This is a genomic window from Adlercreutzia shanghongiae (assembly GCF_035830635.1).
Lineage (GTDB): Bacteria > Actinomycetota > Coriobacteriia > Coriobacteriales > Eggerthellaceae > Adlercreutzia > Adlercreutzia shanghongiae.
This window is the reverse complement of the sequence record NZ_JAYMFI010000017.1, coordinates 86,640-109,240: the sequence shown is the minus strand read 5'-3', so window position 1 is coordinate 109,240 and position 22,601 is coordinate 86,640. Positions and strand designations below refer to the sequence as shown.

17 protein-coding genes are annotated in these 22,601 nt (G+C 56.4%); 14 read left to right on the top strand and 3 right to left on the bottom strand.

The window, feature by feature from the left end; all coding sequences use genetic code 11:
* From VJ923_RS09015 to rffA, 3 genes are all read left to right on the top strand, one after another.
* Positions 1 to 410, top strand: a 410-nt coding sequence (locus tag VJ923_RS09015; protein WP_326440703.1) for a sugar phosphate nucleotidyltransferase, incomplete at its 5' end; no start/stop codon positions are given.
* Between the two features lie 49 nt (positions 411 to 459).
* A complete protein-coding gene (locus tag VJ923_RS09010; RefSeq protein WP_326440701.1) occupies positions 460 to 3,372 on the top strand; it encodes a YfhO family protein in 2,913 nt (970 codons plus the stop codon).
* A gap of 12 nt (positions 3,373 to 3,384) precedes the next feature.
* Positions 3,385 to 4,524, top strand: coding sequence for a dTDP-4-amino-4,6-dideoxygalactose transaminase (gene rffA, locus VJ923_RS09005; RefSeq protein WP_326440699.1), 1,140 nt, complete (start codon positions 3,385 to 3,387; stop codon positions 4,522 to 4,524).
* A gap of 66 nt (positions 4,525 to 4,590) precedes the next feature.
* Here rffA and VJ923_RS09000 read toward each other — a convergent pair whose 3' ends face one another.
* On the bottom strand, positions 4,591 to 6,597 hold the full coding sequence (locus VJ923_RS09000; protein WP_326440697.1) for a hypothetical protein: 2,007 nt from the start codon (positions 6,595 to 6,597) through the stop codon (positions 4,591 to 4,593).
* Between the two features lie 36 nt (positions 6,598 to 6,633).
* Here VJ923_RS09000 and rfbB point away from each other — a divergent pair, with 36 nt between their 5' ends.
* From rfbB to VJ923_RS08955, 9 genes are all read left to right on the top strand, one after another.
* Positions 6,634 to 7,635 carry a dTDP-glucose 4,6-dehydratase gene (gene rfbB, locus VJ923_RS08995; RefSeq protein WP_326440695.1) on the top strand — a complete coding sequence of 334 codons (1,002 nt, stop codon included), beginning with the start codon at positions 6,634 to 6,636 and terminating at the stop codon, positions 7,633 to 7,635.
* 17 nt (positions 7,636 to 7,652) lie between these two features.
* Complete coding sequence (locus VJ923_RS08990; protein ID WP_326440693.1) at positions 7,653 to 8,627, top strand: glycosyltransferase family 2 protein; 975 nt, start codon at positions 7,653 to 7,655, stop codon at positions 8,625 to 8,627.
* A gap of 46 nt (positions 8,628 to 8,673) precedes the next feature.
* A complete protein-coding gene (locus VJ923_RS08985) occupies positions 8,674 to 9,690 on the top strand; it encodes an NAD-dependent epimerase/dehydratase family protein (protein WP_326440691.1) in 1,017 nt (338 codons plus the stop codon).
* A gap of 11 nt (positions 9,691 to 9,701) precedes the next feature.
* Positions 9,702 to 10,895 (top strand): ATP-grasp domain-containing protein, encoded by a 1,194-nt coding sequence (locus VJ923_RS08980; RefSeq protein ID WP_326440689.1) that lies wholly within the window; start codon positions 9,702 to 9,704, stop codon positions 10,893 to 10,895.
* A gap of 84 nt (positions 10,896 to 10,979) precedes the next feature.
* Positions 10,980 to 11,351 (top strand): transporter, encoded by a 372-nt coding sequence (locus tag VJ923_RS08975; protein ID WP_326440687.1) that lies wholly within the window; start codon positions 10,980 to 10,982, stop codon positions 11,349 to 11,351.
* Entirely contained in the window at positions 11,344 to 11,697 is a 354-nt protein-coding gene (locus VJ923_RS08970; RefSeq protein ID WP_326440686.1) for a DMT family transporter, read from the top strand. Before VJ923_RS08975 ends, VJ923_RS08970 begins: the two co-directional genes overlap by 8 nt.
* A 30-nt stretch (positions 11,698 to 11,727) precedes the next feature.
* Positions 11,728 to 12,939, top strand: coding sequence for a hypothetical protein (locus VJ923_RS08965; RefSeq protein ID WP_326440684.1), 1,212 nt, complete (start codon positions 11,728 to 11,730; stop codon positions 12,937 to 12,939).
* Positions 12,940 to 13,042: 103 nt separating this feature from the next.
* Entirely contained in the window at positions 13,043 to 16,174 is a 3,132-nt protein-coding gene (locus VJ923_RS08960; protein ID WP_326440682.1) for a S8 family serine peptidase, read from the top strand.
* Between the two features lie 187 nt (positions 16,175 to 16,361).
* Positions 16,362 to 19,091: a transglutaminase domain-containing protein gene (locus VJ923_RS08955; RefSeq protein WP_326440680.1), complete on the top strand. Its 2,730-nt coding sequence runs from the start codon at positions 16,362 to 16,364 to the stop codon at positions 19,089 to 19,091.
* Here the strand turns inward: VJ923_RS08955 and VJ923_RS08950 are convergent.
* Positions 19,088 to 20,155 carry an acyltransferase gene (locus VJ923_RS08950; protein ID WP_326440678.1) on the bottom strand — a complete coding sequence of 356 codons (1,068 nt, stop codon included), beginning with the start codon at positions 20,153 to 20,155 and terminating at the stop codon, positions 19,088 to 19,090. The two genes, VJ923_RS08955 and VJ923_RS08950, sit on opposite strands and share 4 nt — an antisense overlap.
* Positions 20,156 to 20,246: 91 nt before the next feature.
* On the opposite strand from VJ923_RS08950, the gene VJ923_RS08945 reads away from it, so the two are divergent.
* Positions 20,247 to 20,939, top strand: a complete 693-nt coding sequence (locus tag VJ923_RS08945; protein WP_326440676.1) for a flavin reductase — start codon at positions 20,247 to 20,249, stop codon at positions 20,937 to 20,939.
* A gap of 9 nt (positions 20,940 to 20,948) precedes the next feature.
* The gene (locus tag VJ923_RS08940) at positions 20,949 to 22,100 is read left to right on the top strand and encodes an LCP family protein (RefSeq protein WP_326440675.1); all 1,152 of its coding nucleotides are present in this window, start codon (positions 20,949 to 20,951) and stop codon (positions 22,098 to 22,100) included.
* A gap of 64 nt (positions 22,101 to 22,164) precedes the next feature.
* On the opposite strand, the gene VJ923_RS08935 is transcribed toward VJ923_RS08940, so the two are convergent.
* Positions 22,165 to 22,533 carry an Hpt domain-containing protein gene (locus VJ923_RS08935; RefSeq protein WP_326440673.1) on the bottom strand — a complete coding sequence of 123 codons (369 nt, stop codon included), beginning with the start codon at positions 22,531 to 22,533 and terminating at the stop codon, positions 22,165 to 22,167.
* Positions 22,534 to 22,601 lie beyond the last annotated feature (68 nt).

Here is a 22,601-nt window from a genome sequence, read left to right as displayed (position 1 = left end):
AACACCCGAAGTCCAATTATGCTGTTACCGGTCTTTACTTTTACGATAGTCGGGCCGTAGAGTTCGCGAAACGAGTCCAGCCCTCCGGCCGTGGCGAACTTGAGATCACTGACGTAAATCGCATGTATCTCGAAGATGGGAGCCTCGACGTCCAAATTCTTCACCGCGGTTCTGCATGGTTGGATACGGGCACCATCGAGAGTTTGGCGCGTGCTTCGGAATTCGTTAAAGCTATCGAGCAGAACCAAGGTCTGCAGATTGCGGCTTTGGAGGAAATCGCATTCAACAATGGATGGATTACCCGCGATGTTCTCATGGCAGCTGCCGAGAGGCATTCCAAGACGCCTTATGGTCAGCATCTGAAAAGCGTTGCGGAAAACCGCATCAGATTCACCGTGTCGCCCGAATAGGGTCTCAGCGTGTTGCTTGATACTATACTTGCACGGTGGAGGGCGCCCTATGCAGGGTAAGCGTGTCTCGGAGGCTGATGATTTTGCGTTTGCACGTCCACTGAAGTTGGTGCAGGGAAAGCTGCAATATTCGCTGGTGCTTTTCGGTGTCTGCCTAATCGCGTTCTTTGCAGTAATTCTTGTTTTGGTCGTCAATAGCCGCTCTTTAGTCTGGAACACCGATGGACGTCTGCTGTACTACCCGTTTCTCCTTATGGAGGGAGAATGGCTGCGCGATGGTGTAGCCGCCCTGCTTTCTGGGCGGGGGGGGGTTCCGGCCTATTCGTTCAGCTATGGGCTCGGAGCCGACCAGCTGGTGGCCGGATCAGGGAATTTCAATGAGCCTTTGAATCTCTTGTCGGTTTTCGCGTTTCCGGAGAACGCCGAGGCGGTATACGCCGTACTTATCTTCGTGCGTTTTTACCTGGCAGCTTTGACGTTTTCGCTGTATCTGTTCAGCCGAGGTATGGGGAAGTCGCAGGCTCTCTGCGGGTCTATCGCGTACGTAACGTGCGGCTTCGTGCTGTTTTGGGGTGTATTAAGACACCCCAACTTTATCGACTTCGCTATTCTGCTTCCCTTGGTTTTTATGGGCGCGGACAGGCTTTTTGCGAAAAAGAATCCCTTGCTGCTTGTTGTGTCTATGACAGGTCCGTTCGTGTATTCGGTCTATTTTGGCTATATGGCCTGCATCACGCTTTTCTTCTATTGCGTGATTGGCTATTTCGTTTATCCCCGGGAACGCTGCTTTAAGGACTTCTTCGTTCTTGTTGGTAAATTCATCGTAAGCCTTGCGGCGTCATTTTTCCTTGTTGCTTTTTCATCCATCCCCATGTTCATGGCACTCTCCTCCATGGGCCGAGTGGGTGTGTCGCGCGAAGTGCCATTCTTCCAATCATTTGATTTTTATCAGGGTTATAGTTCAATGCTACTCGGAAACCACGCGTCGCAAACTTCCTTTGCGCTTGGAGCCGTCTCCGTACTGGCGATAGTTGTGCTTTTTGCGGGCGGCTCGGGTGTCAATCGCTATGAGAGGCGCGCTTGGCGATGGGGCGTTGTTCTATGCGTGGTTGGCTCGTTGCTGTCAGCTGTTGGGTCGCTCATGAACGGATTCGGCTATGCTACCGATCGTTGGGGGCTGGCATTTGGCTTTTGTGCTGCTTATGCTGTTGCGTTGCTTTTGCCCCAACTTTTGGCTATGGAAAAGAGGCAATGGGCATACGTGGCATTTGGGGTGGTGGTTCTAGCTGCCTGGGCATACGTCTATGCGTTTATGCGCCCATCTTTCGCTGCAATTGCGGCGCCTACGATGCTCGTTGTGATTTTTGCATGCACTGCATTTTGGGCGTTCTTGCGAAGGAGATTTGCTGCAACTGGAGCAAAGAGCCGGATATTGTCGGCTGTTTTCGGCAGAAAAGCACTGTGCATTTTTCTGGTATTGGCAATGCTGGCCAACGTCGCGATTCATGCTGGGCTTTATCTGTCGTCGCGAGGGGCGTCCTATGCGGAGGAGTTTAACAAAGCCGGTGATGTTCTGGGGACGCGCATGCAGCTTGATCTATCTAGCGCGATAGAGGAACTTGACGTGTCCTATCGTGTCGACAGGCCCGACACTTCTTATGGGCGTAACGCAAGTTACATGCACGGATACAAGGGCATCGATTTCTACTCGAGTTTTTACAACCAGGCGGTCGACGATTTTCGGCAATCGCTTGGCTTGGCTGATGATGTCAAGAGCACGATGTTTGACGGAACTCAAGAGCGTCTTGCTCTCGACGGTATCTTGGCGGGACGATATTATGTCGCTTCTCGAGAGGCTGCTGCGGAGGTCCCCTACAGCTATGACTATGTTGGGGAAATTGGCGAAGCTCATAATGGCAAAATGTACGATCTTTATGAGTCCTCGCTGCCTTTGCCTATTGCGTTTGTGTACGATGAGACTGTTTCTCGGCAAACGTACGATTCCCTTAATATGGTTCAACGGCAAGAGCTCCTTACTCGCGCAATGGTCATAGAGGAAGATTTCGCTCGTGGCGAAAGACTGGCTTTGTCGTCGGAGGTCGGAGAGCTTGAGCTAAAGTCGGCAAATGGTGCTTCGCTGCAGCCCAATCGAGTAGTGGTCGAAGAGGCGAATGCCTCGCTCGCGTTCGCTTTCGGTGGCGTGTCTGACGCGGAGAGCTATGTTTGTTTCGAGGGTCTTAGTTACATCTCTGCCTCCCCTCGAGCTCTTCGCACCTTAGCCGAGAATTCGGAGATGTCTGTCTCGGACGCATCGGGCGGTATGTCGTTTGCTCCGCGTACGTCTTCCGTTGTTGGGGTAAGAGGCTCTTGGTCAAACGGCGGCTATGGTGGCAGGGAGACCACGTTCGATATTGTCACCAGCGCCAATCCCCGTTTTTCGGGCAAAAGCGACTGGGCGGTTAATCTCGGTTATTCGCAAAACGCTCTCGATGAGTGCACGATTACGTTTAGCGCTCCCGGTGTGTACATGTTCGAGGACTTATATGCGGCTATGCAGCCTGTAGGCGACATCGAAGCCAATTTAAAAGAGCTGCAGTCTTTCAATACGGCAAGCATCGCTTTTGGCGATGACTCCATGTCGATTTCAGTTGGCGCGGCTGTCGGTCGTGGAAAGAATTCAGAAGTTGATGATATGCGCTATGTGTTCGTGTCCGTTCCTTACTCGTCTGGCTGGACTGCAACTCTCGATGGGTCGCCGGTTGCAATTTCGAAGGCCAACGTAGGATTTATGGGCGTCGAAATTGATGGGCAAGCTCACCAGTTAGAATTCCACTATGAGACCCCGGGAAAGGCACTTGGCCTTATGTGTTCTGCCATTTGCGGTGTCCTGCTCGTTCTGTTCGAAGTATTATGGTTCTCGCGGAGAGAGAAGAAGCGTGAGCTCTCCTGCGGCGAAAATTAAGGAGATGTCGCGATGATTTCGTTCAATATTCCTCCCTATGTTGGCACTGAGCTCGAGTTTGTGCGCGATGCAGTTGAGTCGAATCGAAAGATTTGCGGTGACGGGCCCTATACTAAAAAGTGCCAAGCGTGGCTGGAAGGCACGTTTGGTGCTGAGAAAGCGCTGCTAACGACGAGCGGCACAAGTGCGCTCGAGATGGCGGCTATGCTGTGCGATTTGAAGCCTGGCGACGAAGTGATTCTTCCCAGCTTTACGTTCTCGAGCACGGCAACCGCCTTTCTAATGATGGGCGCGCGGCTGGTCTTCGTGGACATCCTGCCGGATACTAAGAATATCGACCCGAAGGCCATTGAGGCTGCGATTTCCGATAGAACGCGGGTAATTGTGCCAGTGCATTACGCAGGAGTGGCCTGCGACATGGACGAAATCATGGATATTGCGAGTCGGTATGGGCTGCTCGTTGTCGAAGATGCGGCGCAAGGCGTTATGAGCAGCTACAAGGGGAGGCCCCTCGGTACAATCGGAGATTTCGGATGCTACTCATTCCATGAAACGAAGAACTATTCTATGGGAGAAGGCGGTGCCATCCTCGTAAACAATGACGCTTATGCGGATCGCGCGGATATCATCCGCGAGAAGGGGACGAATCGCTCGAATTTCCTCAGGGGCCAGGTGGATAAGTACACGTGGGTCGACAAGGGATCCAGCTATCTGCCGAGCGATATGAACGCTGCCTATTTGTGGGGGCAGCTGCAGGCTGCCGATGCCATCTACGATAATCGTATGGCTACGTGGGCTGCTTACAACGAGGCCTTCAAATCTTTGGAAGAGCGAGGGCTTGTCGAACTTCCCGTCATTCCCGAAGACAGAGTTCACAATGCGCACATGTACTATCTTCTGCTGCCCTCTTTGGAGGAGCGCTCTAAGTTTATCGGACACCTCAAAGAGCAAGGGATACAAGCGTGTTTTCACTACGTGCCGTTACATAGCGCACCAGCTGGAGAACGCTTCGGGGAGTTTAGGGGCGACGACGAATGGACGACTCAGGTAAGCGATCGTCTCGTGCGCCTTCCGCTCTATTACGGTCTTTCGAAGGAAGAAGTAGGGAAGGTTGTTTCAGCTGTTGTCTCTTACTTCGGTGTTGAAGCTTGATGTTGCGCTGAGCGTTTAGCTGAGCGGGTAGCCGTCGGGGCTTGCGAACCTCACGACGGCTACCGACTACTTCGTGAAACGCAAAACGTAGAGGTCGGATTCCTCGCTGAGCTTTACCTTGTCTGCAATTTCGAAATTTATGCTCGATCCGTAGTGCTCCCGCAGATAGTCTCGAAGAGCGTCGGCCAAGGATAAATTCCTTACCACGAAAAATGTGTTGGGACGGTCTACGAGACTTTTGAGGGGGTTGGGAACTCCAATCTCTTCGTTGTGTCTGCGCATGAAGCCGGAACCTTGCGTCCATCCGCCCGCAAACGTATTTGATTCGAAAAATGATTCAGGTGGCAGATTCTTGTATTTAAGTTGCCTTTCCGGGTAGATGAAGGAGTTGGGGTCCCAAATATAGACGCTCTTATCCGAAGAGAAGTGCTGGATAAGGCTGCTTTCCTGTGCAAGAGCGCTGTTCTTTGCGAACTGGTCGATTCGGTCTACGTTCATGGAGGGAAGCCATCGCGTGCTGAAAAGCACGATGCACACGATGATAGACGTGGTGCTTAGCAAAAGGGCCGCAATGCTTTTCGCCCTGATTGTTTTGGAGCTGTGGTCCCGTCCGCTACCGTAGTGGTCAAGCGCTGCAATGATCATGGGGGCTGCGCTCAGCAGCCAAGCAGCGTGCTCTACCCGGGTTGGGCATCGGCCTGTGTAGCGAAGCAGAACGCAAGCGCCAAATGCCCCTATGACAGATAATAGAATCACAGGTAATTGCCTCTTCGAGGCTGCGAGTATGCTAATTGCGGCTAGCACGAAAAGGCAAATGAAAAACCTCTTCTTGCTCAGAATGGAGCTGATTTCTGCCTGGGCTGCATCAATGAGGCTAATGCTGCGATCCGCGCGCGCAATTTCAAGTGTCGCCTGCATTTTCTCGGCGGACAGCACGTCGGGGTCTGCAGTCAGCCAGCGCGTCATGCACTGATAGTCCGCTTCTGAAACACCGATAGCCTGGAGGTCTTGGGCAATCTCGTCGTACGGCTTCACCGGGTAATCAACGAGGCCCGAGCGAGCATTACTGTAGTCGCTCCAAGCGATATATTCGGGGTCCTGCGAAACGATTTTGTCGCTGGCAATCGGTGCTAGCAGACAGAGAGCAAGGGTTACGACGCAGAGGACGAGTCTTCGGGCGGATTTCCGGCGATAATCCCTTGAATTGTCCTCACGGGATGTATAAAGCATCGCGGACGCAAGACATAGGGCGAAGAAGGGAATCGCCATTAGCGCCACATTTTCTCGCCACATGAAGCCAAGCACAAAGAGGAGTGAGCCGACCACGATGGAGCTGCGCTGCTGGAGAGCTAGGCCGCCGCAGGCGCAAACTGCTCCAGAAAAGCAGCACATGGCGGCTACTACCGTGAAGTTTGCTGCCGCGGTGCATTCCGGCATTATCAGCAGCACGAGAAAAGATTGGAGGCCGGCCACGACTGGAATGGGTAGGTGTCTCATGGAGTAGTAGCTAACGGCAAAATAGGCAACAATCGTGCTCAATCTTTCTACGATAAGAAAGGCGTTAACCTGTGGCAAAAGGGCACCCAGAGTGGTAATGAGATTGTTGAGGAGCTGATTGGTGAAAAGGCAAAGACCGCTGCCGGGGTAGTATCCCGAAAGAACTGTCGCGATGCCGAAGTCGTCATCGGGGCCTCGATAGCTGTCATTGAGGATTAGAATGCCATTCACGACGATGGTGAGTGCGAGTGCGACGAAAAGCGATTCCCTTAGGCTTCTCGGCTCTTTTGGGCTCAGGCAATGGCAAGCTCTTTTAGCAATTGGTGTAAACGGTAGACTACGCAAAGGTTTTCCCTTGTCTTTCGGCTTTAATGGCGTCTCGTTTTTTGCGAGATATGCTGATTGTACGAAAGTATAGTATAACGATTGGGGCTTCCGTCGCTTGCCCTGTTTTGTGAAATAGGTGACTTCGAGAGACCGCGACTGCTTGCGGCGACAAACTGCGAAGCGCTTTAATGCTACAATCGGTTCATCCAGAGATGCTTCATCTGGAGGACCAAGGAAGCTGAGATGCAATTTTGCGGCTTTTGTCGCGGAAAAGTGAGGGCGTGCGTGAAGAGCATTATTGTGACGGGGGGAGCTGGGTTCATTGGCTCCAATTTTGTTCACTGGGTATTGGATAATAAGCCCGATACTCAGGTGACGGTGCTTGACGCCCTAACCTATGCCGGGAATCGCGAGAATTTGCTGGGGTGCGACGAGGCGCGCATGCGGTTCGTCCATGGCGACATCTGCGACGTGGATCTTGTGGACGGCCTTTTCGCCGAGGCCGACGCCTGCGTTCACTTTGCGGCAGAGAGCCATAACGACAATTCCATTGCCGATCCGAGTCCCTTTCTGCGGACGAACGTGCAGGGAACGTTCACGCTTTTGGAGGCGGCCAGAAAACATGGCACGCGCTTCCATCATATTTCGACTGATGAGGTATATGGCGATTTGGCTCTTGATGACCCAAAGCGGTTTACCGAAGAATCGCCTTATCGCCCGTCGAGTCCTTACAGTTCGACCAAGGCAGCGTCGGACCATCTCGTCCGTGCGTGGTATCGCACCTACGGCGTCCCCGTGACGCTTTCGAATTGCTCGAACAATTACGGTCCGCGCCAGCATATTGAGAAGTTCATTCCCCGGCAGATTACCAATATCCTTTCGGGGCTGCGTCCGAAATTGTATGGTGATGGTCGGAATGTTCGCGACTGGATTCATGTCGACGACCACTCTTCTGCCGTATGGACGATCCTCGAAAACGGCGCTCTCGGTGAGACGTATCTCATCGGCGCCGATGGCGAGCGGAGCAATATTGACGTGCTGCGAAGCATCCTTGAGGTTATGGGAAGGGGTGCGGATGATTTTGACTGGGTCAAGGATCGCCCCGGTCATGATCGACGCTACGCCATCGATTCGTCCAAGCTCAGACGCGATCTCGGCTGGTCTCCCGAACATACCAACTTCGACGAGGGGCTCCGCCAGACCATACAATGGTATATCGACAATGAATCTTGGTGGCGAAGCGAAAAAGAGGCAACCGAGGCGAAGTATGCCGCCTCTGCCCAATGATTGAGATAGGGGCCATCGTGGACATTTCTGTAGTCGTCCCCGTTTACGGATGTCGAGCCGCGCTTCCGGAGCTGCATCGGCGTCTTGTCGAGACGTTTGAAGGTATGGGTGTCTCGTTCGAGATTGTCTTGGTGAACGACAACTGCCCCCAGAATTCCTGGGAGGAAATCGAGCGCCTGTGTGCCTTAGATGAGCGTGTGGTTGGTGTGCGGTTGTCGAGGAACTTCGGCCAGATTCGCGCGATTACCGCGGGGCTGGATATCTGCAGGGGCGACTGGGTCGTCGTCATGGACTGCGATCTTCAGGATCGTCCGGAGAGCATCCCGCAGCTTTATGCTAAAGCCAAAGAGGGCTATGACGTTGTATTCGCCCGACGAATAGCCCGAAAAGATTCCGGCTTGACTAAGTTGCTCTCGAGGTCGTTTTACAAAGTCTACGACTATTTTACCGACGGAAACTACGACAGCTCGCTGTGCAATTTCAGTATTTCGCGCCGCCTTGTAATCCAGGCCTATTGCTCGATGCGCGAGCAGAATCGCGCCTATACCATGTTCATCAAATGGCTGGGGTTCCGGCAAACCGCCATCGACTTAGAGGGTGACGAGCGCTTTGAGGGAGAGTCGTCGTACAGCTTCAAAAAGAAGATGGCTATGGCCTTCGAGCTGATTACGGCGCAGTCGACGAAGCCCTTGAAGTTCTCGGTCAACCTCGGTTTTTTCTTCGCGTTCGTGGCATTTGTCTACATTGTCGTTGTGCTCATCAACCATGCAATCAATCCTGATGACGTGCTTGTCGGATGGACGAGTACCATCGCGGCTGTGTTCTTCATGGGCGGCCTTGTTCTGGCCTCCGTTGGTGTAGTTGGCCTTTACGTGGGCAACATTTTCAACGAGGCAAAGGGGAGGCCGCTGTATGTGGTTGCCGAAGTTCTCAACGGCGATGTGAGCGCCGAGGATATCTTGAATACGAGAACGCTGAAGGGCCAGCTATAATAGAGCTATTCAAGCGCATGGCGCGCATGTCTCGAAAGGGAGTTTCATGGTTATCATCATTGGCGCAACTGGTTTTATCGGTATGTACACAACGGAGTATTTCTTGGCTCAGGGTACCGAAGTAGTGGCTACAGGGCGCAATACTCAGCTGGGTGCAAAAATGGAGGATATGGGGGCGCGTTTCGTTTCCTTCGATATGACCAATCCGGCCGATTTGGAGAAGCTGCCCACGGAAGGTGTGGAAGGCGTGATTGTGCTTGCCGGCTTGCTTCCGGCTAATGCGACCGCAGACCTTGATGACACTGAAAACGCTGCCGAATATTTCGAAGTGAACGTGGTGGGCCTTATCAACGTTATCGAGTGGTGTCGCAAGCATGGTATTCGCAAAGTGATTTCAACTTGCAGCTATTCCGATGTGTCGGGTGCTTGGGGAAAGGGCTATCCCATCACTGAGGATGAGCCTCGCGACTTCAAGTTCACTGGAGACCATGCGGTCTATGTCATCAGCAAGAACGCCGCCAACGACGTCATGGAGTATTACAATCAGCAGCATGGGATGCAGTGCGCGTGCTTCCGGTTCCCGCCCGTCTATGGCGTGGGACCCCACGGTACGATCCTCGTTAACGGGAAGCCCTACAAGTCGGGCATTCAGACGTTCATAGAAAAGGCCCAGTCGGGCGGAACCATTGAGCTTTGGGGTGACCCTCATATCAGTCGCGATATTGTGTACGTGAAGGATGTGGCCCGAGCGTTCTATCTTGCTCTGGCATCTTCTGATACTTCTGGCCTTTACAACATGACGAGCGGAGTTGGGCTTGATTTGGAAGACCAGGCGCGCGCCGTCATCGAAGTGTTCGGGGACGGCTCTGGCGCTCAGATTGCCTACCGCCCCGACAAGCCCAACAACACGCCGTCTTTCCTGTACTCGATGGAAAAAGCCAAGCGCGATTTTGGCTTCGAGCCCGAGTTCACCGATTACGTGACCATGATGCGCGATTACCGCGAAGAGTTGGAAAGCGGCCGTTGGGATGCGCTCGTCGACTCGCGCAAACGTGAGGCTTAAAGGAGATGGGGATGGGTTGCGGAGCTCCGAAAGAGGCGAAGCGCAAGATTGCCATTATCGGCGCCAATGAATTCCAGAACCCCCTTATTCTAGCTGCAAAAGCTCGCGGCTTGAAGACTCATGTTTTCGCTTGGGAAAGCGGTGACATCGGTGAGGAGAATGCTGATTTCTTCCATCCGATTAGCATTGTGGACAAGGAAGAGATTCTCGATGCTTGTCGAGAAATTGGGATAGATGGCGTTGCGACTATTGCCTCGGACCTTGCCAACATCACGGTCGCTTATGTGGCAGACGGCCTGGGCTTGACGGCCAATAGCCTGGATTGCGTAGAGCGCAGTACCAACAAGGAGCTCATGCGGCGCACGTTCGAAGCGCAAGGAGACCCTTCTCCGAAAAGCATTGCAGTACGCAGTGTTGAGGATCTTGAAGGTGTTGACCTCGAGTTTCCCGTTATCGTAAAGCCTTCGGACCGGTCGGGGAGTCGCGGCATCACCAAAGTGCGTACAGGCGACCAGTTGCCCGAGGCAATAAAGAGAGCGCTTGGGGAGAGCTTTGGCGAGACGGCTTTGGTGGAAGAATTCGCCGAAGGAGACGAGTATAGCGTTGAGTATATCTCCTGGGAGGGGAAGCATCAGTTCCTTGCGCTCACCGAGAAATTCACAACGGGCGCTCCTGTGTTTATAGAGCTGGGGCATCTTGAGCCTGCTCGCGTTGATGAGCGTCGCGAGCGAGCAATTAGGGATGTCGTCGAGCATGCTTTGGATAGCCTCGGTGTGACTTATGGTGCTTCCCACTCGGAAGTTAAGGTGGATGCCGATGGTAACGTTAAAATCATCGAGATTGGAAGCCGCATGGGCGGTGACTGCATTGGCAGTCACTTAGTAGAGCTGTCGACGGGCTACGACTTCGTTGATGCCGTTATCGACGTTGCTTTGGGGCAGGAGCCACCCTTGATGACCGATGGGGAGCGATTGCGTCATTGTGCGGCTGTTCGATTTGTGTTCGGCGATGAAGACATGGAGGCCTTGAGTGCGCTAGAGAGCCAGAATCCCGAGCGTATTGCGCTCCGAACTCCGATATGCCTCGATGGCCACGAAATCGTTGACAGCGGTTCGCGCTACGGGTTTTTTGTATTCAGCGGCGATTCTCTTGAAGAGGTTGAGCCCTATCTGCCCTCGCATGATGTTGAACGTTTGCCCGCTTAGAGGTTGGGTGCTGCGATGACTTCACGCATAAGGACGCTTTTCGCATTGCACCTCCTGCTCATGGTGTATTCAACGAGCGGCATTTTGAGCAAGCTTGCGGCGGGTGTTTCATTTCTGAGCTGGGAGTTCGTTGGCCTCTATGCGGGGATTATTGCTCTTCTAGGCCTGTATGCCATAGGTTGGCAGCAGATTCTGCGACGTATGCCCTTGACTACGGCGTTTTCCAACAAGGCGGTCACTATCGTTTGGGGTATCGTGTGGGGCGCGCTCTTTTTCAGCGAGTCCATTACGCTGGGCAAGGTGATAGGTGCGTTGTTCATCATTGCAGGCGTTATCCTTTTCTCCCATGCAGACTCGGAGCTTCCCGAGAAAGACGCAGGCTCAAAGAGCTCCGGTTCGGGCTCTTCCGGTGAGTCCGATATCGTGGGATCGGAAGGGGTTGTCATCGATGGATAACTCGCTGATTCTTTATTCGGGTATTTTGCTGCTCGGCACCTTTGTCAGCGCAGTATCTCAAGTTCTTCTCAAGAAGGCCGCGCTAAAAACTTATGAATCCAAAATTGCGGAGTACTTGAACTTCCCTGTCATCTTTGCTTATACCCTGTTTGTCCTCACGACGCTAATGTGCATTGTGGCTTATCGTGTTGTGCCCTTGTCGTTTGGCCCGGTACTGGAGTCGACGAGCTATTTGTACGTAACGATTTTTGGCGTCGTCATCTTCAAGGAGAAAATCACAGCTAAGAAGGCCGTTGCTTTGGGACTTATTCTCATCGGCATTGTTATTTACGCTACTGGCATTTGATTTGACGTGTGCTATGGGCGGGGGAGTGTTGTGAACTCAAATTCATCAATGGCCGAATCGCGCAGGAATCCAAGGTTTATCCTTTGCGCTCTCGTTGTGTCGGCGAGTTACGCGTTGCTCACTTATTTGATAGACGCGCATATTGCCGCCAACGCCCATTCTGATTTGTACAGCCATGCAAGCTTGGTGCCCGATGTTCTGCTTTCTGACGGTTTAGCCTTCTTTTGGAGGCGAGTGCCCTATTTCGGGTTTCACCTCCTGATGGCCGCGGGAATGAGCGTTGGCCTGTCGATGTCGACGGCGGCTGCGGTGGCTTGTGCGCTGTTCAACGGCCTCGCTGCTTTTGTTGCGTTCTATGTGGTTAGTCGTTTTCTGGGGCGTTGGGGGAAGGCGAAGATTTCCCTCATAGCAATCATTACGCTTGTTTGCCTGTTTGTTACTGCGGCGTACTTGCCCTGGTTTAACGGCGACATTTATATCGGGCAAGGGTCTCCGACGGTATGGCATAATCCGACGTATTTGGCTGTTAAGCCCGTTGTCTTGCTGGCTGTCTATTGGTTTTTTGGGTGCTTGGAGGAAGGAGCGCCGACAAAAGAGTTTGCGCTTTTCGCGTTTGCCATGCTAATAAGCCTGTTGCTTAAGCCTTCCTTCTTTCAGGTTATGTTGCCCGCTGCGCTCTTGTTCGCTGCTATTGAGGGGTTAATGGGCAAAAAGTATCTACCTTGGGGCAAGATGGCACTTGCCTTCGCTCCTGCCGTTATCTACGCGGGGCTGCAAGCTGCCACGCTCTTTTTTCTTCCGCCGGTTGAGGGCTCGAACAATGGTGGCGGTGTTGGCTTAGTTCTCTTTTCTGGTTGGAGCAGTTACTCTCCGAATGCGGGTGTGTCCATCCTCCTTCTTTTGGCGTTCCCTCTGTTCGGCTTGATTGCGTGCTGGAAAAATGCAGGGGAGAAGAAAAGAGACCTGCTGTTTCTCGGCGTAATGCTTGCAGTAGGACTGCTTGAGATTCTGCTTCTAGCCGAAAAGGGAGCGCGTGCGGGCCACGGTAATTTCGATTGGGGACTGTACTGCGCTGTGTTTGCCTCATGGGTGTATCTGCTGCCCCTATTTGTGCGGCAATCGTTCAAAGACAAGGTTCTTTCGAAACCTTTGGTTTCGGTCGGGTTGATTCTGGTCGCGTGGCATTTCGCTTCGGGTCTCCTGTATGCTTGGAGGATGCTTTCGACTTCGGCTTTGTACTAGTTGACGATTCTCAAACAGGTGTAAATAAAGTAAAATGCGGGGTGACGAGGTGAAAGTCGCCCCGCTTTTTTGCGCAGGGCGTCGAAATAGAGAGCAGGGAACCATGAAGAACGCCGATTTTCGCCTTTGGCGGAAAGTGCTCGCGACGGCCCTTTCGGCGCTGCTCGCGTTTACTGTTGTGTGGGCTTCCCCTACGGGGGGAGGATTCAGTCGGACGACGGCTTTGGGCACGGTTTCGGTTGATGCGGTGCCCATGAGCGATGGGTCGCCTGAAGATGATGGTTCAGCTACCGATTCGGGGATAGACGTCGACTCTGCTGCGCTGAGCGCCGAGAATGCTGCGGATTATGCGTCGAGCGCCGCAACGGAGGCTGCAACGGAGACTGCAACGGAGACTGCAACGGAGACTGCAACGGAGACTGCAGACGATGCGCTCAATGATGACGCTGACGGGGCAGAGGCGGATGCCGTCTTGGCGCAAGTCGATGCTGAGGAGGCGCAGCTGGCTGCCGAGGAGCGCGCGACCGATGCTGTCGAACTGGGCTACGTGCCCGGGCAGGTTGTCGTCGTATACGAGGAAGACGCGTCGCTAGCCGAGCAGAACGAAGTCGCCGAGGTTCTTGGCCCGGAACAGGAGCTTGAGCCGGCAACGTTCGAGAGCGGCGATGCAGCCGTGGTTGAAATCGCGGAGGAGATTACGGTCGACGCCGCTGTCGAGGCGGCCAAGGCGGAGGATTCCGTGAAATACGCCTTCCCCAATTATCTCGTAGAGAGCTTTGAGGCGCCGGCTGCCTCGGAGCAAGCGATCGGTGCCTCGCCGCTTTCGACGGGTGACGAAATGGCGAGCAAGCAGTGGTACTTGAGTGCCGTTAAGGCTCCTGCGGCCTGGAGCGCGCTGGCCGCGTCGGCTGCGGTGGACGAGCCGGTGAGGGTGGCAGTGCTCGATACCGGCGCCTCTATCACGCACCCCGACCTTCTCGGTACCCTCGACCTCTCTCGAAGTGGCGAGAACGTCTGGATTGATATGGATAATGGCAAGGTGGGGTATGGGAAGCTTCGCGGAGACGGCTACCTGAACGGCACCGACGAGATGCCCTTCTACAGCACCCATGGCACTCATGTGGCAGGCATCGTTGCCGCCAAGGCGGGCAACGGCGGCGTTCTCGGCGTAGCGAGCGGCGGCAGCACCTCGCTGGCCAACAAAATTGCTTCCGTAACGGCCATTGACATTTTCTCTTACATCGGAACGGCCGATGACGGCACGGAATACTCCTCGGCAACAGTGCTCGATATTCTCTATGGTCTCATGATGGCGCGCGAGAAAGGTTGCGACATCGTCAACATGAGCTTGGGTTTCTATACCGACAACGACCAGGTCATCGATGTGCTCAACGAGAAGACGAAGGAGCTTGACGATCAGGGCATTGTTCAGATTTGCGCGGCGGGCAACGACTGGACATCGCAGAAGGCCTATCCGGCTGCCTGCGATGCGACGCTGAGCGTTATAAGTCTCTCGAAGCGAGGGGCAATTTCCAACAGCTCGACCACCTATAGCTGGAAAACCTGGGAGTCGGCGGATGGGTACATGCGCTCGTGGTTCTCGAATTACGGGGGGTGGTGCGATATCGCCGCCCCGGGCGAGAATATTTACAGCACGGGCGTGCTCGAGGACACGCTTGAGGATGGCTATATCGTTTTGGACGGAACGTCGATGGCGTGTCCCGTGGTTGCCGCTGTGGCCGCCATGGTGCGCGCCGCCAACCCGGAGCTTTCCTCGGCTGAGGTGAAGGACGTTCTATGCAGTACGGCGACGGATTTGAGCGTCGTTGGCAAAGACACCGAGACCGGCTGGGGCCTCGTGAACGCCGAGGCTGCCGTTAAGGCTGCGCTTCCTGCTTCCAATCCGGGGGCGGAGCCCGTCGTTCCGGACGCTCCGGAAGAAGAGCCTCCGGCGAGCCTCGCGGCGGCCAAGGTGACGGCGTCTACGATGACCTATACGGGCAAAGCGCTGGCGCCCACCGTATCAGTTGTGCTTGGTGGGGCTACGCTCGTGCAGGGGAGAGACTATCGAGCCACAATCTCGCCGTCAACGGTGAAAAATGCGGGAACCTACACCGTGACTATCGAGGGAGTGGGCGCTTATCAAGGGACCGCAAAAGGGTCGTTCAAAGTCAACCCCGCCAACATCTCCACCGCGCAAATCCAGGCTATAGGCTCCCAAGAGTACACGGGAAAAGCCGTTACGCCTCAGCCCAAGGTCACCTGGCAGGGCGTGCCACTGGTCTCGGGCACCGACTACACGGTGAGCTACGGCAACAACGTCAATGCTGGAACGGCGAAGATTACTGTTACGGGCAAGGGGAATTTCTCGGGCTCGAAGACTGCAAACTTCAGCATCGTCAAGGTGGACCGAAATGTTTGGAAAACGATTGGCGGTAAAACCTATTATTACGGAGCCAACGGTCAACCGGTGAAATGGTCCCAGAGAATCGATGGTTACTGGTACTACTTCAACGGTTCGGGCGTAATGCAGAAGGGGTGGATAGCCTGGAACAACGATGGCACCAAGAGCTACTTCGATTCCAATGGCCGCGCCCGCACGGGCTGGCAGACCATAAGCGGGAAGCGCTACTATTTCAGCCCGGCGAGCGGCAGAAGCCTGCGTTGGAGCCAGAAAATCAGCGGCTACTGGTACTACTTCAACGGGCAATCCCAAATGCAGACGGGATGGGTCACCTGGAACAACGACAAGACGAAGAGCTACTTCGACGCCAGCGGCCGCGCCCGCACCGGGTTCCAGAGGATCGGCGGCAAGACCTATTACTTCAACCCCTCCACCGGCAGGAGCCTGCGCTGGAGCCAGAAAATCGGCGGCCACTGGTACTACTTCAACGGGCAATCCCAAATGCAGACGGGATGGGTCACCTGGAACAACGACAAGACGAAGAGCTACTTCGACGCCAGCGGGCGCGCCCGCACGGGCTTCCAGAAGATAGGAGGCAAGACCTACTACTTCAGCCCGGCGAACGGCAGGAGCCTGCGCTGCGGCCAGAAGATCGGCGGGTCGTTCTACTACTTCAACGGCCAGTCCCAGATGCACACGGGCTGGTTGACGTGGAATAACGACAAAAAGCGAAGCTACTTCGACCCGAAGACGGGCAAAGCCTATGCCGGCTGGCATAGAATCGGCAGCAAGAACTACTACTTCGACCCCCTGACGTACAAGACACGCTAGCGCCAAGGAGTATCTGATGAAAAAAGCATTCCGTCGCATTGGGAGCGTCTTCTTATCTGCTCTGCTGATTATGACGTTTCTGCCGGCTTCGGCCTTTGCGGTCGACCCTGGGGAGCAACTCGCTGCGCCTGCAGCCGATCAGCAAGGAGCTTCGCCGTCCAATTCTGTCTCCGCCACCAGCAATGGCTTGGGAATTACCGTCACGTGGGATGACCCGGTCTGCGGGGGGCCCACGACGTTCGCGATGCAGGGTAGTGGCGGCAGCGGTACCTACGAGTACTACATCAGTTCCATCAATGTTGAAACCCAAGGCGGTTGGAATTGGGTTGTAGACCCCTCGCGTATCCTGGGCTATCACGCTTCAAATCAGCGGGCTTTTACTTTCTACGCCTCGGGTCTTTATGAACTGACGTTTCATGTGATGGACAAAGGGACGCTTCCTGCCAAAACGACCCGCGTTAAAGCGAAAATTCGGATATCGGATTCCGACTATCCCTCTGTGGACGAGATTGCCGCAAGTGTTGTTGAGCAATGCGAGGCGGCGGGTTGCAAGACGGACTTCGAGAAGGCGCTTTGGCTTCATGATTGGGTCATAGACAACTGCAGCTACGACGGCAAGGTGATGAACGGCGCCAATATCACCATTGATAACCCTTTTGTTTATTGCGGCATCGAGGGCGCACTCTCGCCGCGCGGGCTGGGAACGTGCGAGTCGTACTACAGCGGATACGCGCTTCTTCTCAAGAAAGCCGGGATAGAAAACAAACGCGTGACCGGCAACGGCCACGTGTGGAACGCCGTGAAGATGGATGGCGAATGGTACCAGGTTGATCCTACTTGGGACGACCCGGGATATGTCGACTCCGAGGTTGACTTGCGGCACCTGTACTTCGGATTAAACGATAGCATTATGGCGTTGGCCCATTCCGACCATAAGCCCAATGCTGGTGCGGAGTCCGTTTCGCTTGAGAATAACTACTTTATCAAGACAGGTGAAGTTTCCCGGTGGTCGGATACGCTGGCCGATGATATTCGGCGCAATTTGGACGCGGGGCTTAGTGCTTTTACGCTGAGGCCGACCCAAGGTTGGGCAACGGGTGCGTACAAGGATATTCTCAATGGTCTCGTTGCCTACGATCTTTCACGACGCGTATGGACGTACAACGATGGTGCCGCTTCTGCGAAGATCGAGGCGAGCTGCCAAAAGGGAGAGTATGTCGTGTCCGTTGCCTCATACACGACAAGTGACGGCGTTGAGCACCGAATCGCGAAAGAGGAGCCGACGGTGACAACCGCGTTTTCCTATGACGGTTCGACGAAGGTGGGAGTGTCTCCTTCAAAGCTCGGGCACTATGTGATTTCGGGAACGGGTCAGGCTGCTGCCGCGGGTACCTATACCGCAAAGGTCGAGTTGGCGCCTGGATATGTGTGGGACATGAGTGGTAGCCGTACTTCGAGGAGCTATCAGTGGACGATTTCGAAAGTCGCACTCTCGAGCAGCGTTATATCCGTATCGGGCGTAAGTGGGTCCTATGCCTTTACGGGGTCGGCGATTCAACCCGCGGTGGTAGTGAAGCACAACGGGCGGACGCTGAAGAAGGGCGTTGATTACGATGTATCCTACGCAAACAATGTGTACCTCGGCAAAGCCTCGATGACGATTACGGGCAGGGGAGGCTATTCTGGCCAGCGAAGCCTTGGGTACGATATTGTGTCGAACTCGGTTCTGGTGGGACCGAAAAACACCTGGAAGACCGTCAATGGCAAGACTTATTACTACGGAAGTGACTGCCGAGCAGTGAAGTGGTTGCAGAAGATTGGCGGCTATTGGTACTACTTCAACGGCGCGTCCCAGATGCAGACCGGCTGGGTGACGTGGAGCAACGACGGCACGAAGAGCTACTTCGACGCCAACGGCCGCGCCCGCACGGGCTGGCAGACCATCGGCGGGAAGCGCTACTACTTCAATCCCTCCAACGGCAGGAGCCTTCGCTGGGGCCAGAAGATCGGCGGCAGCTGGTACTACTTCAATGGCGCATCCCAGATGCAGACCGGCTGGGTCACGTGGAACAACGACAAGTCCAAGAGCTACTTCAACGCCGACGGCAAGGCCCGCACGGGCTTCCAGATGATAGGCGGGAAGACCTACTACTTCAGCCCGTCCACCGGCAGGAGCCTGCGCTGGTCCCAGAAGATCGGCGGCTACTGGTACTACTTCAACGGCAACTCGCAGATGCAGACCGGTTGGGTGACCTGGAGCAACGACAAGTCCAAAAGCTACTTCGACTCCAACGGCCGCGCCCGCACGGGCTTCCAGAAGATCGGCGGCAAGACTTACTACTTCAGCCCGTCCACCGGCAAGAGCCTTCGCTGGTCCCAGAAGATCGGCGGCTACTGGTACTACTTCAACGGCAACTCCCAGATGCAGGCCGGCTGGGTCACGTGGAGTGCCGACAAGTCCAAGAGCTACTTCGACTCCAACGGGCGCGCCCGCACGGGCTTCCAGAAGATAGGCGGCAAGACCTACTATTTCAACCCTTCCAACGGCAAGAGCCTGCGTTGGGGCCAGAAGATCGGCGGGTCGTTCTACTACTTCAACGGTGCATCGCAGATGCACACGGGTTGGCTGACGTGGAGCAATGGCAAGACCAAGAGCTATTTCGACGCTAACGGCAAGGCGCGGACCGGATGGCAAACCATCGGTGGTCAGCGCTACTACTTCGACCCTGTCACGTATAAAACAACAGGGGCTGTTTCGCAGAGCATCACGGGATCGACGCGTACGGTTTATGTCACCAGCACGGGTGAAAAGTACCACGCGAATGGCTGTCGCTACCTGAGCCAGAGTAAGATTGCAATCCAGCAGAAGAACGCAATCTCGCAGGGTTACGGCCCCTGCTCAGTGTGCAAGCCCTAGTTGCTGTCGGTCTTCCCTAGGCGGTCCATCCAACGATTCGCCGCTGCGAATGCGCCTTTGAAGCGATGACCAATCCAATCGAATAGCGGCTTTTCCAACAGCGCAATTCTCGCAAGGTCGATTGCGGCCCCGATTGCGTACACGACCGCTCCCGACACCACTCCAACAGCCAAAATCCCCGCTGGCCCCAGCGCGTACACCCACGCCAGATGGGGCCAGAGCCAGGCGCGCATGATGGGGTTGTCGTGGATGAGGTAGACGCCCAGAGCGCCCTTCGCTGCGGTGTTGATCCAGCGGATGGGCGGCAGCTCCCAGGAGGCGAACAGGCCGAACAGGCCGAGCGATGCGGCGAAGGTGGGCACCATGTACTGCCATATGAAGTAGTCGGGGCCGATGTAGCTGAACCCCAGCGCGCGCTGCGCCCAGCCGATGACGGCCATGGACGCCCAGACGAACAGCACGCCGCCCGCGAAAGCGAGGGCGTTGCCGCGGCGCGTCCACAGCGGGCGGTCGCGCAGCCAGCCGCCCAGCAGGTACAGGTAGAAGAACCACACCAGGTCGCTGCCGATGGGGTTGCGGGCGGCCACGGTGGGGATGAGCGAGAGCGCCACGAACCCCACGATTATGAGGCGTCGACGGCCTTCGTCGCTCAGGTGGCGGTACAGCACGTTCAGAAACGGGCTTACCACCATAAGCGCCAGGTAGCAGGTGATGAACCAGTACTCGCCCGAGGTGATGGGCGTCACGGCCTTGCGCAGGCGCTCGGGCGTGATGAGGTCGGGCTGCGCCACGGCGAAGATGGCGAGAATGGCAAACGAGTAGAACCACGTCTGCAGCACCACGCGCAGAAGCGACTGCACCTTCAGATAGCTGTGCACCATGAAGTACCCCGTGATGAGCACGAAGCAGTTCACGCCGAGCTTGCCGCCGAAGCTGAGCATCTCCACGGCCGTGTCCGAGGCAAGCGGGCCGCCCTCGGGCCAGCTGCCGTGCACGCTGAAGTGGAACATGGCGATAAGCATCATGCTCACGATGCGCAGAAGTTCGATGTTTGAGTTACGCATGGGCCTCCTCGGGCGATTGGGCACATGCGAGAAGTATAATCAAGCTCGTGAACGTTTCCAATGTCCTCGGGCGCTCAGAAAGGACTCAGCTATGATCGATCGCAAGGCGTTTCGGACGCTTTCTTCGGGGCTTTACCTCATTACGGCCAAGGCGGGGGAGAGCCGCTGCGGGTGCGTGGTGAACACGCTTACGCAGGTGGCGAGCGAGCCGGCCACGCTGGCGGTGTCGCTGAACAAGGAGAACGCCACCACCGGCGCCATCCGCGAGTCGGGGCGCTTTGCCGCCACGGTGCTGGCGCAGACGGCGCCCATGGAGCTTGTCGGCACGTTCGGCTTCCATACCTCCACCGATATCGACAAGTTCGAGGCCTGCACGACGGAGACCGACGGTGCCGAGGTGCCCTATGTGACCGAGCACGGTCTGGCGCGTTTTTCTGTGGCCGTCACCGAGACCGTTGACGTGGGCAGCCACTACCTGTTCGTGGGCGTTGTGGAAGAGGCCGAGGTGCTGGATGCGGGCGACCCGCTCACCTATGCCTACTACCACGCCGTGAAGGGCGGCAAGACGCCGCCGAAGGCCGCCACATACAACGGGGGCGACGAGGCCTCGCCTGCGGGCGTGACCGAAACGGCGGCGGGGGAGCCGGCCGCCGGCAAGAAGATCGCCTGGCGCTGCACTATTTGCGGCTACATCGAGGAGGGCTACCCCGAAGGGCTGCCCGAGGGCTATATGTGTCCCATCTGCGGCGCCGGCCGCGACCTGTTCGAGCGTATCGAGCTGTAGGACGTCCCCATGAAAGAGGTGCTGGCTGGGGGAGTGGAAGAGGGCGTTGCAGAAGGGGCGCAGGGCTATGTCCCTGTGCAGTGGACGCGGAAGAAGATCGCGCTCGCGGTAGCGATTGGCGCGGTGGTGGCCGCGCTTTCCCTCGGGTGCGCCGCGGCGCTGTATGTGCACACGATTGACCTGGCTCTTACCGGCGGCATGGATGCTGAGCAGCAAGACGAGCTGGCCGAGGCGCTGCAGCCCCCGAAGCCGAAGCGGGCCGCCAGCGCCGATAGCGCTGCTGCCGAGTCTGCCGAACCGGAGTCATCTGCCTACTACGTGGCCATTCTCGGCTGCGACGCCCGGCCCCACGAGACCATTGCGCGCTCCGACGTCACCATGCTCGCCCGCATCGATACCGAGGAGGGCACCGTGCATCTCATCTCGGTTCCCCGCGACATGATGGTGGAAATCGACGGCCACGGCACCCAGAAGATCAACGCCGCCTTGGCCTTCGGCGGCCCGGCTGGCGCCGTGCGGTCGCTGTCGGCCTTTGCCGGCGTGCCCATCACCCATTACGTGGAACTGCGCTTCGAGCAGCTGGTGGAACTGGTGGACCGTCTCGGCGGTGTTACGGTGAACGTGCCCGAGGGCTTCACCTCCGACACGAGCGGCATCACGCTTGCCACTGGCGAGCAGACGCTCAACGGGGAGCAGGCCCTCGCCTTCGCCCGCGAGCGCCATGCGGTCTCTTCGGGCGATTTTAGCCGCGCCGCCGCCCAGCGCACCATCATCAAGGCCATCGCCGATGAGGTGCTCGCCGCCCCGCCGACCGAGATGCCCTCGCTGGTAGGCTCGCTCGCCTCCTGCGTGACCACCGACTACACCGTGGCCGAGCTGGCCGATGCGGCGCTGGCTCTGAAAGATTCGGGGCTTACGGTGTATTCGGCGGCGTGCCCGAGCTACTCGTTCGGCCAGAACGGCATCAGCTACGTCGGCACTATGTACGATGAGTGGCGCACCATGATGCAGCGGGTCGATGCGGGCCTCGACCCCGCTGATGAGTCTGCGGAGGTCCCCGAGCCCCAGGCGAGCGACGAGGAGCTCGGCGCCGCCACCAACGCCCGCTCCCCGCGCGACTACGCGGGCCGCGTAGACCAGGCGGGCTTCAAGGACAACTAGAAAAAGCCCCCGGCGACTTCACCATCGCCGGGGGCTTTCGCGTGCGGAAGGTTATGCCGGGCGCTTACAGGGTGTTGTCGCGCCAGGCTTCCAGGCCTTCGATTACCAGCTGGTGGGCGCGCTCTACCTCGGGGAGGTGCTTCTCGGCGGCGTCGTACTCGCCAGCGTACAGGGCGTCGGAGGCGAGGGTCGCGCACTCGTACAGATCCTTGAACGAGAGGTTGCCGGCCACGCCCTTCAGCGCGTGGGCCTGGCTGTAGCCCTCGGAGAAGTCCTTGGCCTCCATGGCGGCCTGCAGCGCCACCAGGTGCCCGTCATCCAGATATTTCAGCGCCAGGCGCTCGTACAAATCGGCGTTGTCGCCGAAGCGGTCCATGGCGTCTACGTAGTCGATGCCGAAGGGGCGAAGCTTTTCTGCCAACTCTGCGGTCATGGTGCGTCCTTTCCCGATCTCTTCTCTTGCGAGCGTCCGCGCCTCTCTCCTCATCCCGGGCCCGGCCG

Bases quoted from the DNA above. Each gene is read 5' to 3' on its own strand.
- VJ923_RS08960 (WP_326440682.1), top strand. From the start codon at position 13,043: ATGAAGAACGCCGATTTTCGCCTTTGGCGGAAAGTGCTCGCGACGGCC.
- VJ923_RS08985 (WP_326440691.1), top strand. From the start codon at position 8,674: ATGGTTATCATCATTGGCGCAACTGGTTTTATCGGTATGTACACAACG.
- VJ923_RS08935 (WP_326440673.1), bottom strand. From the start codon at position 22,533: ATGACCGCAGAGTTGGCAGAAAAGCTTCGCCCCTTCGGCATCGACTAC.
- VJ923_RS08950 (WP_326440678.1), bottom strand. From the start codon at position 20,155: ATGCGTAACTCAAACATCGAACTTCTGCGCATCGTGAGCATGATGCTT.
- VJ923_RS08945 (WP_326440676.1), top strand. From the start codon at position 20,247: ATGATCGATCGCAAGGCGTTTCGGACGCTTTCTTCGGGGCTTTACCTC.
- VJ923_RS08980 (WP_326440689.1), top strand. From the start codon at position 9,702: ATGGGTTGCGGAGCTCCGAAAGAGGCGAAGCGCAAGATTGCCATTATC.
- VJ923_RS09010 (WP_326440701.1), top strand. From the start codon at position 460: ATGCAGGGTAAGCGTGTCTCGGAGGCTGATGATTTTGCGTTTGCACGT.
- VJ923_RS08970 (WP_326440686.1), top strand. From the start codon at position 11,344: ATGGATAACTCGCTGATTCTTTATTCGGGTATTTTGCTGCTCGGCACC.
- VJ923_RS08940 (WP_326440675.1), top strand. From the start codon at position 20,949: ATGAAAGAGGTGCTGGCTGGGGGAGTGGAAGAGGGCGTTGCAGAAGGG.
- rffA (WP_326440699.1), top strand. From the start codon at position 3,385: ATGATTTCGTTCAATATTCCTCCCTATGTTGGCACTGAGCTCGAGTTT.